Here is a 12,140-nt window from a genome sequence, read left to right as displayed (position 1 = left end):
CGGGGCGTCTCCTTGCACCGGGTCGGTCGCGCGCACCGCCGGGGCCCACCCCGCACGTGACCACCCGCGCCCCCAGGAGCACGTCGCGGAGAGTCGATCACCACGCAGGGCCCCACCGCGCCCGATCATCCGTGCACGCCACCGACGATCAGCTTCGCGGCCAGGGCCAGCATGACGATCCCGCAGCCCAGGTCCAGCAGCTTCCACGTCAGCGGCCTGCTCAGCGGCCCCGAGAGGGCGCGCGCGCCGAGCCCCAGCCCGCCGAACCAGAGGATGCTCCCGAGCACGGCGCCGGCGGCGAAGAGCCAGCGCAGGTCGGGCCCCTGCTGATTGGCGAGGCTGCCCAGCAGCACCACGGTGTCGAGGTACACGTGGGGGTTCAGGAAGGTCAGCGCGAGGGTGGTGACCAGCACCGATCCCGAGGAGCGCGGCGCCTCCTCGGTCAGCGCCGAGGGCTTCAGAGCAGACCGGAACGAGCGCACCGCGTACCAGATCAGGTAGCAGGCCCCGCCCCAGCGCAGCACGTCCAGCGCGACGGGGAACCTTGTCACGAGTGCCCCGATCCCGGCGGTGCCGCCGAGGATCAGCAGCACGTCGCCGACGACGCACACCGCCACGACGACGCCCACGTGCTCCCGCCGCAGACCCTGGCGCAGCACGTACGCGTTCTGCGCGCCGATCGCCACGATCAGCACCAGCCCGGACATCAGTCCGCTTCCCCAGACGCTCCACATGCCGGGGACGCTAATGAGTCGCATCGATGAAGACAAACGACGGATCTTCACTGTGCCTTAGCATCGCTTCATGAACTTCGAGCACTTGCGGACCCTCCTTGCCGTCGTCGACGAGGGCAGCTTCGAGGACGCGGCGCTCGAGCTGGGCATCTCCCCGTCCGCCGTCAGCCAGCGCATCAAGGCCCTCGAGGGCTCCATCGGCCAGGTGGTCGTGCGGCGCACCGCGCCCTGCACGCCCACCGACACCGGCGCGGTGCTGCTGCGGATGGCGCGTCAGATCCAGGCGCTCGAAGCCGAGACCCGCGAGGAGCTCGGCGTGGGCGGCGAGCGGCGCACGGCCACCCCGATCGCGATCAACGCCGACTCGCTGGCGACTTGGTTCGTGCCGGTCCTCGCCGCGGCCGCGACCTGGGAGGACACGACCATCGACCTGCACGTCGAGGACCAGGACCACAGCAGCGACCTGCTGCGGCGCGGGGACGTGCTGGGTGCCGTCACCTCCGACCCTGTCCCGGTCACGGGGTGCCGCGTCGAGCCGCTCGGCGCGATGCGCTACGTCCCGCTGGCCTCCGCCGAGCTCTGTCGCCGCTTCACCCGCGGGACCCGGATCGACTGGGCGCGCATGCCCGTGCTCGCCTTCAACGCCAAGGACGAGCTGCAGCGCCGGCTGCTGCTGCGCCATGGCGTCGACACCTCCCCGCCGTCGCACATCGTCCCCTCCTCCGAGGGGTTTCTCGCCTCGGTCAAGGCCGGCCTGGGCTGGGCGATGATCCCGCAGACCCAGCTCGGCACCGAGCTGGCCGACGGCTCGCTCGTGCTGCTGGACCGACGGGGACACGAGGACGTGGACCTGCACTGGCAGACGTGGACGCTGTCCTCGGCGCGGGTGGAGAGGCTGACCGCGGCGGTGCGGCGGGCCGCGGAGGCCGGGTTGCGGAGTTCACGCCCCGCGGACCGCCCCCCGATAGGCTCCCCGGATGCCCACGATCTACCTCACCGGCGAGGCCAAGTCTCCCGGTAACAATCCGATCACCACCCAGTACGGCATGTTCTTCGTCGGCCTCGTCGTCGATACTGGGTCCCACGTCATCCTCGATGCGGACTGCACCGCCACCCTCCCCCTCACGGTCTCCTTCGTGAAGGAGCTGCTGGTGGGACGGCCCCTCCTCGAGGACGACGCCCTGGCAGGGTCCATCACCGAGAGGTACCACGGCTCCTCGCAGAGGGCGCTCGTCGCATCCGTGCGCAGCGCCGCCGCGAAGTACCGCGACCTCTCGGCGGATCCCGCCGCATAACCCCATACCGCTGTCCGTCCGCCCGGGACCTCACCGAACCGGAACCCGTCGGGAGCACCACGACCCCACCTCGTCCGAGGTGCCGGTCCCTGGTGCTTCCGATTTTCTTGTCCCCGGATCCGGGGCGCGACGGCCGGCGCTTCCCGTCCCCGTCCCCGAGGAGAACCATGATCACCGACGGCCTCATGATGCTGGGGGTCCTGCTGGGCCTGTCCTGCGTCATCATCGTCCTGGAGCGCACCACCGGCTGGAAGCTGTTCCGCTACGTCCCCGGCATGGTGCTCATGTACCTGCTGTGCGCCACGCTCAACTCCCTGGGCGTGTTCGGCCAGGACGAGGCGACCCGCGAGCCGATCAAGCAGGTCAAGGACGTCGTGCTGCCCGCAATGATCTTCCTGTTCCTGTTCGGCTGCGACCTGCGCAAGATCATCAAGCTGGGCCCCAAGCTCCTGCTCACGATGTTCGTGGCCTCGGCCTCGATCACCGTCTCGATGATCGGCGTCTACGCGGTGTTCCGCGCCGCCCTGCACCCCGAGGCCTGGAAGGTGCTCGGCGCGCTGCTGGCCTCGTGGAACGGCGGCAGCGCCAACATGGTGGCCGTCCAGGACATCCTGCAGGCGCCCGAGAACATCTTCGGCTACGCCCTGATCACCGACACGATCATGTACTCGATCTGGCTCATGCTCATGTTCGGCTCCGTGCCGCTGTCGGACCGCTTCAACCGCTGGACCAAGGCCGACACCTCCTACCTCGACGTCCACGCGGGCGCCGAGGAGGAGGAGAAGAGGCCGATCACGGTCGCATCGCTCGCGATCACCGCCTTCGGATCGATCCTCGTCTCGACGTTCTCGATCTGGCTGGGCCAGCACCTGCCCGAGATCGGCGTCGTCATCAACGCCACCACGTGGTCGATCATCTTCGTGTCCGTGCTGGGGCTGGTCGTCGCCGTCACGCCGCTGGGCCGGACCGCCGGATCCGGGGAGGTCGCCTCGCTGATGCTGTTCGTGGTGATCGGTCAGATCGCCGCGGGCTCGGACTTCTCGGCGATCACGCAGGCACCGCTGTACCTGCTGATCGGCGCGATCGTGCTGGTGATGCACGCGGCGATCATGGTCGTCTACGCCAAGCTGTTCCGGGTCGAGCTGTTCTCCCTCGCGGTCGCCTCGACCGCCAACGTCGGCGGCATCGCCTCGGCGCCGGTGGTCGCGAGCGCCTTCAACCGCCAGCTGGTGCCCGTGGGCGTGCTGTTCGCGCTGATCGGGACGTTCATCGGGACGTTCGTGGGGCTCTTCGCCGCCCGCATCATGGGGTCCTTCTGATGCGCGGCGCCCTCATCCGCGAGGCGCGTCCCGTGACGGTCGTGGCCGTACGCCATCACCGGCACAGGGCGCCCCTGCTGCGTCCCTTCGTGACCGCCGCGCGGCGCACGGAGTCCGTCGAGTACGTCGTCGCTGAGGTGGAGCTGGCCGACGGGACCGTGGGCCAGGGCTCCGCCGCCGAGACGGTGGCCGTGACCGGGGAATCCGCCGCGACCATCGCCGCCGCGCTCGCGGGGCCGCTGCGCCAGGCCCTCGAGGGCGCCACCGGCACGCCGGGCGAGCTCTCCGACCGCATAGCCCGTGCGCTCGACGGCGCGACGAGCGCACGCAGCGCCCTGGACGTGGCCCTGCACGATGCCGTGGCCCGCAGCCTCGGGGTGCCGCTGGTCGAGCTGCTGGGCGGGCACCTGGGCGGGACGCTGACCAACGACATGACCATCTCGCTCGAGGATCCCGAGACCATGGCGGCCCATGCCCGCGACGCCGTCGCCTCCGGGGACCGGATCCTCAAGATCAAGCTGGGCCGGGACGTCGAGCACGACCGTCGGCGCCTGGCCGCGGTGCTCGACGCCGCGCCCGAGGTGCGCCTGCGCCTGGATGCCAACCAGGGCTGGGACGCCGACCAGGCGATCGAGATCATCGGCGGTCTGGAGGCCGACGGCCTGCCCGTGGACCTCGTCGAACAGCCGGTGCCGGCCGGGGACCTCGCGGCGCTGGCCCGGGTGCGTGCGGCGGTGCGCACGCCGATCATGGCCGACGAGGCCGTGTGGACTGCCGACGATGCACGCCGGATCGTGGACGCCGATGCCGCGGACATGCTGAACATCAAGCTCGCCAAGGCCGCCGGGCTGGGCCAGGCCCTCGCGATCGCGGACGTCGCGCAGGAGGCGGGCCTGACCTGCATGGTCGGCGCGATGATGGAGCCGCGGATCTCCATCACCGCGGGAGCCCACCTGGCCTTCGCCCACCCGGCGATCACCATGATCGACCTGGACCCGCCCGCCTGGTTCACCTCGGACCTCCCCCGCGGCGGCTACCGGCAGGACGGCGCCGAGCTCGCGCTGCTCGGCGGGCCGGGGCTCGGTCTGGACAGGCTCGAGCCAGGGGCCGATGTGGGGTCGGATCCCGCGGCAGCTCAGACGCCCGACCCCGGTATCGATGCCCCGCAGGGGCCTGAAGGGGTCGACTCCCCGCCCGGGATCAGGGAGGGTTGACGGGCACGACGACCCGACCGCGACCCCGCCCATGACGGCACCGCCCCGAAGGAGACCCTCGTGACATCCTCCCCCCGCACCCCGGACTCGCAGGCCCTGGACACCACGGCCAGCACGCCCGACGCGCAGGCCGCGCACCGCCCGACCAGCACGTGGCCCATGTCCGGGGCGCCGCGCATCGACCGCCGCACCGGGCTGCGCCTGGCCGCGACGGGCGCCCTGGGCCTGGCCACCGCCGGGCTCGCCGCCGGCCCTGCGGCCGCGACGACCGCGGCGCGCGCCGCCGACGCGGCCGGAACCCGGGGCGGGCCGGTCGCGCCCGGCGCGCTGTCCGCCGCGGGCATCCCCGTGCGACGCCCCGCGCCGGGCGCGCACGCGGTCGTCGCCGTCACCGCCACCACGGTGTGGACCGAGCCCGGCCTGAACCGCCCCGGGACCGACGATCCCGCGATCCTCGAACGGGTGGACCTCGACGCCTGGAACGCGAACCTGCCCGACACCGAGAGCCGCCGCTGGCTCACCGGGAAGCTCGAGACGCAGGCCGTCCTCGGCAGCGCCGTGATCGTCGACGAGATCGACGGCGACTGGGCACGGATCGTCGTGACCGCACAGCCCACGCCCCGCGACGAGCGCGGCTACCCCGGGTGGGTGCCGCTGTGGCACCTCGTGGTCGACGAGGAGTTCTCCCACCGCGCCCGGTACTGGGCCACCGCCACCGTCACGGCCCGCACCAGCACCGTCACCGCCGGGGAGGTCACCCTCCCGGTCTCCTTCGACACGGTGCTGCCCATGATCGCGGTGCACGGCGAGAGCGTGGAGGTGGCGGTCCCGGCCCTCGGCGCCGCCTCGATCCCCGCCGCCGACGTGGTGGTGCGCGATCACGACGAGCTCCCGCCCTCCCCCACGGTCGAGGACATCATCGCCACCGGCGAGCGGTTCCTGGGGCTGCGCTACCTGTGGGCCGGCGTGAGCGCCTACGGCTTCGACTGCTCCGGGTTCACCTACACGCTGCTGCGCCACCACGGGATCACGATCGCCCGCGACGCCGGTCCCCAGCGCGACGTCTCGGGTCTGGCCCCGGTCGAGCGCGCGGACCTCCAGCGCGGTGACCTGGTGTTCTTCTCCTCCGGGGCCGGCACCGAGAAGATCCGGCACGTGGCGGTGTTCGTGGGCGACGATCGGATCCTGCACGCCCCGAACGCGGCCCGCAGCGTCGAGATCGTCTCGCTCACCGAGTACGACACGGCCGGGGAGTACGCGGGGGCGCGACGGCTGGGACTCGCGGGCTGACCGCTCAGCCCGCGAGATCGGGCAGGAGGCCCCGTGCCACGCGCCCGATGTGCGCATCGGCCCGTACCTCGGGCCATCCGGCGGTCAGAACCGCGAGCACGCGGGCTCCCGCATCGGGGTCCCCGACGGCGGCGACATCGTGCCGGAAGCCGTCGATCGAGCCGGACTTGGTGAAGGTGGGCACGGCCGTGTGCAGGGCGGCCGAGATGATCCGGATGCGCTGCGCGGCGAGCGCGGCGCGGGCCAGCTCGCGCGACGGCGCGGCCAGGCCGTCCCCGGTGATGATCGCCCGCATCGTCCGCGCGAGGTCCCGGGCACTCGTCTCGTTGGTGAGGCCCCGTGCCAGGGCGGCGGGATCGCCGATGCCCCGCTCGACCCGCGTGGCCCGCAGGCCCAGGCCGGCGATCTCGGCCGCGACGGCGTCCAGGCCCACGAGGGCGAGCACGTGGTCGGTGGCCTCGTTGCTGGAGCGATCGATCATCCGCACCAGCAGCTCGCGGAGGGCGATCGGGGTGCCCTCGGCGGGATGGGTGGGGTCCAGGTGGTCGCCGCCCAGGGTGAACGCGGCGCCGTCGACCCCCGTGAAGGTGCGGGTGGCCGGGACCTGGGCGTCGAGGTCGAGCGTCCCCGCCTCCACGGCGCGCAGGGCGGCCAGGAGCACGTGCAGCTTGATCGTGCTGGCGGCGTAGTACGGGCGGTCCGCGTCGTGGGAGGCGAGCTCGCGGCCGTCACCGGCCAGGAGGCACCACGAGATCGCTGTCGCGGCGGGGGCGGCGGCGGTCGGGATCGGCATCGGCGTCCTCTCGGGTGGCGGGGCGGTGGTGATCGGCGGGGGCGTCCTCGGGCGCACCGGGCGGGCGGCGTCGGCTTCGACCCCTCGGGCTCACTGGGCGGCGCCAGCATCGGCGTCCGGCTCTCCGGCTCGTCAGGCCGACAGGCTGCCCAGCCACACCGGGCGTGAGCTCGGGTCCGCACGCAGCCACGCGGACAGCTCCACCGGCAGCACCGTGTGCTCGCCGAGGTCCCGGATCGGGAGCCATGCGACCCCGACCTGGCTGTGGTCCGGAACCGTGCCCAGGCCCGGCTCCTCCCCCGGTGCCAGGCCGCACCAGCGCACCACGTCGAGCTGGTGGAACAGGCCGATCTCGTCCCCCGTGCGGGGGGCGTGGTCGACCAGCCGCTCGTACATGCAGGCGAGCCCGTAGACCGTCACGCGCGCGCCGATCTCCTCGACGCACTCGCGGATCAGGGCGCTCTCCTGCGTCTCGCCGTGCTCTTGGCCGCCGCCGGGCAGGTCATAGACGTCCTGCCCCCGCACGCGATAGTGGTTGAGCAGGATCTTCGCGTCGCGGACGATCGCCGCGCGCACGCCCACACGGGGACCGTCGGGATGCAGGGTCCCCGCGCCGCCGGAGCTGTCGACCGTCGCGCTCACCGACCGGTGGGACCGCCCGCGAGGGGGTCCTCCCCGTCGACGTCGCCCGTGAGGTCGGCGGCGGCGCCGTCGATGTCCAGGCCCTGGGCCAGGCGGTCCTCGTCGGCCGGCTCATCGGACTCGCGCACGGCGTCGACGTCCCAGTCGTCCCCGCCCAGCTCGGCGACCTCGCGGGCGTCGTCGCCCTCGGAGACCATCTCGTCCTCGTCGCGGTTGCCCTGCTCGGCGGCCGCGGAGTCGTCCTGGCCGTCCTGGTCCTCGAAGTCGCCCCACTCCTGGCCCTGCGTGCCGTCGGCGCGGACGCGCTCCTCCTCGAGGATCTGATCGGCGCCCTCGATGCCGGAGCCGTACCGGCCCTCGGCTCCGGGCGCGATGCCGTCGTCCTCGGGCGCCTCGTCGGAGCCGCCCACCTCGAAGGACACGTCGTCCGTCGTCGGATCCTGCTTCTCCTCCTCGGCGACCTCGGCGTCGGAGGGGCCGTCGTCCTCGTCGAGGATGCCGTCCTCGGGGTCGGCGCCGTCGTCGACGGCGCTCTCCAGGCTCGACTCCTCGGCCGGATCGCGGCCGTCGGTGTCCTCGCGGTCCCAGTTGTCGGATGCGGACGGTGCCATGGGTGACCTCCTGGTTCGGTGTTCGGTGACGGCGTCGAGTCTACGGACCTGCGGGAGGCGCACGTCCAGCGGGCGCTTGACGATCGAGCGGACACGGATCGCGCCGTCGTCGTCGCTCCAGCGGTCCTCACCTTCCGGGCGGACGGCACCGTGGGGCGATCCGCGGTGCTCAGCCGTCGAGCTGGGCGATGATCACGGCGTTGTCCAGGGACCGGCCCTCCGTGCGCTGGAGGCACGTGATGAGCACGAGGCGCCCCGGGTCGTCGCTCCACAGATCCGCGCGGGAGGCCAGCTCGCCCTTGCCGACGGTCAGGGAGCCGGTGACCGTGTAGTGCAGGTCCCCCACCTGGATCTTCGCGCCGTCCGCGACGGAGACGGCGCCGGTGTCCACGTCGATCACGGCGTTGCCGGGGGCGTTGCCGTGCTGGACGGAGTGCATGACGACGTAGACGGTGCCGTCCGCGGCGTGCTCGGTGCCGACCCCCAGGTTCCGCACCGCGTACGCCTGGGTGAAGCCGGGCGGGGTGATCTCCCCGTCGACCGCGAGCAGCGAGCCCAGCGGCACGTCGAGGGAGGCCGACGGGATCGCGAGCCGCGGCCCGCCCTGGGCCGGGGCGTCCTGGACCTCCATCCGGTCCGCCACCTCGGGCGGCGGGACGTCGGCCGGTTCGAGCTGGACGGCGTTGCCGTCGAGGTCCTTGGGCGCCTCGGACGTCTCGACCGCCTGGTGGGTCAGCATCACCGCGCCCGCGACGACCGCCAGGACCGACAGCACCGCGAGGACGATGGTCAGGGCGCGCCCGGAGCGACGAGGGCGCGCCGCGTGGCGTGTGGGGGGCATGGGCAGGTCCTTGTCGGGGGGTGTGTCAGGGGGGCGGACCGATGAGAAACGTTGCGGTCGAGGGTAGCGGGGCGGGAGCGCGGCCGGATCACAGCGCCCGGCGGAGCACCCTCATCCGGGCGGCGCGGCCCTCCTCGTCCGTGTCGATCTCCGAGACGATCTCCCGTACCGGCCGGAACCCCGCACGTTCGGCCACGCGCAGCGAGGCGACGTTGTCGAGGTCCGCGCGGATCACCGCGGCCACTGCTCCCTGCTCGCGGAGCCGCGCGCAGATCAGCTCGACGGCGCGCACCGCGACGCCGCGTCCCCGCGCCCAGGGATGCACCCCGTAGGCGAGGTTCACGTCACCGGGATCCAGGCCGTCGGTGACCTCGGCGTCGTGGTCGATCGAGCCGGCGACCCTCCCGTCCAGCCGGATGGTGAACGCCCGCTTGGCGGCGCCCCGTGCCGAGCGCGCGTCGAGCTCGCGGATGAAGGCGCGGGTGCGGTCGACGGTGCTGCGGCCGCCGCTGAGCCACCGCACGATCTCCTCGTCCTCCCCGTCGACGTACGCCTCGGCGTCCTCGACCACCAGCGGCGTGAGAGAGACCCGGCCCGGCAGAGGCGCGTCGAGCAGCGGGGCGAGACGGTCGGTGACCTGGTCCAGGCTCCCGCCGGCGTCGATCAGTGCGGCGCCCGGTCGCGTGCCGACGAACGCGGCGACACGCTCGACGAGGGACGGCGCATCGGCCGCTCCCACCAGGGCGTTCAGCGCGGCGTGCTCGGGGCGGTCCGGGGTCTCGTGACGCTCGCGCAGGCGCTCGGCGAGCGGTTCCGCGTCCAGCACCAGGCACGCCTCGGCGAACCGTACCCCCAGCTTCGCCGCGACCGCACGGAGGTCCTCGGCGAACTCCGGGCGGACGAGGAACTGCGGGACCACGACGTCGTGGCCGTCGGCGAGGTGGCGGTGCGCGAGGGCGAGCGCGAGGCGGCGCGCCTGGCGTCCCGCGGCGTCGAGGTCCTCGTCCCAGCGGCCCAGGTCGTGTCGGATCCGGTCCACGTCGAGCAGGAGGGCGAGGGGACGGTCGCGCACGAGTGCGGCGGCGACGGTGGACTTCCCGACGCCGGGCGGGCCGTGGACCAGCAGCAGGGTGGACATGGCGGAAGCCTAGGCGGCGACGATGTGCGGCGAGTCGGTGAGGACCGAGGTCGCGTCCGCGTCCCGTCCGCGCCGACGTCCCGCGCGGGCGCGCGTCGGTGGAGGACGAACGACATGCCTGCACCAACCTGACTCAGGACGCCCGAGCCCTCTGAACTCGGAGGGCGTGGGCCTGCACAGTCAGGTTCATGCAAGCTCCTCCGCAGACCGAGGTCGACAGCCCGCGGACGGTCGACGGGACCCGCGGGCCGCACGCCCTCGAGATGACGGTCCCCGTGAATCCCCCTCGCACCCGGGCCGCGGGTTCGCACCGCGGCGCGCTTTGCCGTTCCCGCAAGCGATCTTGCAGCACGCCCGTCACCCGGGGACCCTGAGCCCATGACGGCTTCGACCACCCCCGCCCACGACGCTCCCGGCCACGCCACCCCCGCGCATGGCACGCCCGATCACGCTCCCGAGCACGACATCCACACACCCCACGCGATCGCCGCGGACGCGCCACGCGCATACGACACCGTCGTCATCGGCGGCGGCACCGCCGGTCTCAGCGCCGCCCTGCTGCTCGGGAGGGCGCGCCGCCGCGTGCTCGTGATCGACGCAGGGAGGCCCCGCAACCGCTTCGCCGCGCACATGCACGGCGCCTTGGGACTCGACGGGATGCCGCCCCTGGAGCTCCTGGCCCGGGGCCGCGCCGAGCTGGAGCACTACGACGTGGAGGTGGTCACCGGCGAGGTCGCCTCCATCCGCGAGGTGACGCGGGGACTCGCCGTCCGCCGGGAGAAGGACATCGGGAACGGCGACGGGAACGAGGACGGGCACGGGCACGGGCACGGGCACGGAAATGTGGACGGCGACGACGGCGAGGGGAACGTCGTGTACACGCGCTCCGTCCTCGTGGCCTCGGGCATCGAGGACCACCTGCCCGGGATCGACGGCCTCGACGCCCTGTGGGGCGGCGACGTGTTCGCCTGCCCGTACTGCCACGGCTGGGAGGTGCGCGGACGCCGCCTGGGGGTCCTGGCCACGTCCCCGATGTCTGCACACCAGGCGCTCCTGGCCCGCCAGTGGAGCGAGGACCTCACGGTGTTCCTGGCCGCCGGGGCGGAACTGCCCCGCGAGGCCCGCGGGCGGCTGGCCGCACGCGGCGTCGTCGTCGTCGAGGACCCGGCCGTCGCCGCCGAGAGCACCGGGGGACGGCTCACGGGGATCCGCACCGCCGACGGCACCGTGCACCCGCTGGACGCGCTCCTCGTGTCACCCGCGCTGCAGCCGCGCGACAGGTTCCTCGCGGAGATCGCCCCCGTGCGCGTCGACACCCTGGTGGGCTCGTTCCTGCAGGTCGACGCGAACGGACGCACCAGCCCCCCCGGATCTGGGCGGCCGGGAACGTGGTCGATCCGCGGCTGAACGTCCCCGGTGCCGCCGGTCAGGCGTCGATGGTGGGCGGCGCGGTCAACGCCGCGCTGGTCGAGGAGGACGGGGACCTCGCGCTGTTCGGGGCGACGACCTGGCCGGACCTCGCCGAGGACGGCTTCTGGGAGGACGTCTACTCCCGGACCGCCCGTCGCTGGACGGGTCGGGCCAACCCGGCACTCGTCGAGGCGCTGTCGTCCACGTCAGGGCCCGCCGACCGCGCGGCCCGTTCGCACGGCGAGACCTCCGCGCACGACGAGGGCTCCGCAGAGCGCGAGGTGCCCGTCCGCGGCACCGCGGTGGACATCGGCTGCGGGGAGGGGGCGGACGCGATCTGGCTGGCCCGTCACGGCTGGGACACCACCGGCGTGGACGTGTCCTCGACGGCGATCGCCCGGGCCCAGGAGGACGCTCGCGCCGCGCACGTCCCCGAGGACCGGCTGCGCTTCACCGCGGACGGCCTGCGCGGACTGCCCGCGGATGCACGGTTCGACCTCGTGACGACGAGCTACCTGCATGCTCCGTCCCAGGACCTCCGGGAGAACCTGCTGCGGGATGCGTCACGGCTCGTCGCCGAGGACGGCCGGTTCTTCGTGCTCTCTCACGTCCTGCCGTCCGTCGACGCGGACACCCCGGCCCGGGCCAGCACGGGCGTCGAGACCGTCGCCGAGCTGGGCCTGGACCCCGCGGTCTGGGAGGTCGAAGCCCTGTGCGAGCACCGCAGTGCGGTGATCGTGCCGACCGGCGAGGTCGTCGAGCGGCTCGATCGTTCGCTGCTGCTGCGTCGGGTCTGATGCCCGGGGTCGCCGAGGCACCCACGGGCTCGCCGCCAGGCCTAACATCGGAACGC

Annotated in this window: 13 protein-coding genes; 7 read left to right on the top strand and 6 right to left on the bottom strand. The window is 73.4% G+C overall.

Features of this window, described 5'->3' with window-relative positions:
- Positions 1–125: 125 nt before the first annotated feature.
- Positions 126–734, bottom strand: a complete 609-nt coding sequence (locus ACT3TZ_RS06615) for a LysE/ArgO family amino acid transporter (RefSeq protein WP_444582608.1) — start codon at positions 732–734, stop codon at positions 126–128.
- Between the two features lie 70 nt (positions 735–804).
- On the opposite strand from ACT3TZ_RS06615, the gene ACT3TZ_RS06610 reads away from it, so the two are divergent.
- The 5 genes from ACT3TZ_RS06610 (at position 805) to ACT3TZ_RS06590 (ending at position 5,852) form a co-directional block, all read left to right on the top strand.
- A complete protein-coding gene (locus tag ACT3TZ_RS06610) occupies positions 805–1,755 on the top strand; it encodes a LysR family transcriptional regulator ArgP (RefSeq protein ID WP_444582607.1) in 951 nt (316 codons plus the stop codon).
- On the top strand, positions 1,712–2,029 hold the full coding sequence (locus tag ACT3TZ_RS06605) for a DUF3870 domain-containing protein (protein ID WP_444582606.1): 318 nt from the start codon (positions 1,712–1,714) through the stop codon (positions 2,027–2,029). The genes ACT3TZ_RS06610 and ACT3TZ_RS06605 overlap by 44 nt, the downstream gene beginning before the upstream one ends.
- A 167-nt stretch (positions 2,030–2,196) precedes the next feature.
- Positions 2,197–3,348, top strand: a complete 1,152-nt coding sequence (locus ACT3TZ_RS06600) for a DUF819 family protein (RefSeq protein WP_444582605.1) — start codon at positions 2,197–2,199, stop codon at positions 3,346–3,348.
- Positions 3,348–4,562 (top strand): dipeptide epimerase, encoded by a 1,215-nt coding sequence (locus ACT3TZ_RS06595; protein WP_444582604.1) that lies wholly within the window; start codon positions 3,348–3,350, stop codon positions 4,560–4,562. Before ACT3TZ_RS06600 ends, ACT3TZ_RS06595 begins: the two co-directional genes overlap by 1 nt.
- A gap of 60 nt (positions 4,563–4,622) precedes the next feature.
- Entirely contained in the window at positions 4,623–5,852 is a 1,230-nt protein-coding gene (locus ACT3TZ_RS06590) for a C40 family peptidase (RefSeq protein ID WP_444582603.1), read from the top strand.
- Positions 5,853–5,856: 4 nt separating this feature from the next.
- On the opposite strand, the gene ACT3TZ_RS06585 is transcribed toward ACT3TZ_RS06590, so the two are convergent.
- From ACT3TZ_RS06585 to ACT3TZ_RS06565, 5 genes are all read right to left on the bottom strand, one after another.
- The gene (locus tag ACT3TZ_RS06585; RefSeq protein ID WP_444582602.1) at positions 5,857–6,645 is read right to left on the bottom strand and encodes a serine hydrolase; all 789 of its coding nucleotides are present in this window, start codon (positions 6,643–6,645) and stop codon (positions 5,857–5,859) included.
- A 132-nt stretch (positions 6,646–6,777) separates the two neighbouring features.
- A complete protein-coding gene (locus tag ACT3TZ_RS06580) occupies positions 6,778–7,287 on the bottom strand; it encodes an NUDIX domain-containing protein (RefSeq protein ID WP_444582601.1) in 510 nt (169 codons plus the stop codon).
- Positions 7,284–7,898, bottom strand: coding sequence for a hypothetical protein (locus tag ACT3TZ_RS06575; RefSeq protein ID WP_444582600.1), 615 nt, complete (start codon positions 7,896–7,898; stop codon positions 7,284–7,286). The genes ACT3TZ_RS06580 and ACT3TZ_RS06575 overlap by 4 nt, the downstream gene beginning before the upstream one ends.
- Positions 7,899–8,067: 169 nt before the next feature.
- Entirely contained in the window at positions 8,068–8,739 is a 672-nt protein-coding gene (locus ACT3TZ_RS06570) for a class F sortase (protein ID WP_444582599.1), read from the bottom strand.
- Positions 8,740–8,827: 88 nt separating this feature from the next.
- On the bottom strand, positions 8,828–9,877 hold the full coding sequence (locus tag ACT3TZ_RS06565; protein WP_444582598.1) for a GNAT family N-acetyltransferase: 1,050 nt from the start codon (positions 9,875–9,877) through the stop codon (positions 8,828–8,830).
- Between the two features lie 378 nt (positions 9,878–10,255).
- On the opposite strand from ACT3TZ_RS06565, the gene ACT3TZ_RS06560 reads away from it, so the two are divergent.
- Positions 10,256–11,284 (top strand): NAD(P)/FAD-dependent oxidoreductase, encoded by a 1,029-nt coding sequence (locus ACT3TZ_RS06560; protein ID WP_444582597.1) that lies wholly within the window; start codon positions 10,256–10,258, stop codon positions 11,282–11,284.
- Positions 11,266–12,084, top strand: coding sequence for a class I SAM-dependent methyltransferase (locus ACT3TZ_RS06555; protein ID WP_444582596.1), 819 nt, complete (start codon positions 11,266–11,268; stop codon positions 12,082–12,084). The genes ACT3TZ_RS06560 and ACT3TZ_RS06555 overlap by 19 nt, the downstream gene beginning before the upstream one ends.
- Positions 12,085–12,140: the final 56 nt, after the last annotated feature.

It is taken from the genome of Brachybacterium sp. AOP25-B2-12 (assembly GCF_052378625.1).
Taxonomy (GTDB): Bacteria; Actinomycetota; Actinomycetes; order Actinomycetales; family Dermabacteraceae; genus Brachybacterium.
The sequence above is the reverse complement of the archived record's forward strand: the minus strand, read 5'-3'. Positions and strand labels throughout refer to the sequence as shown.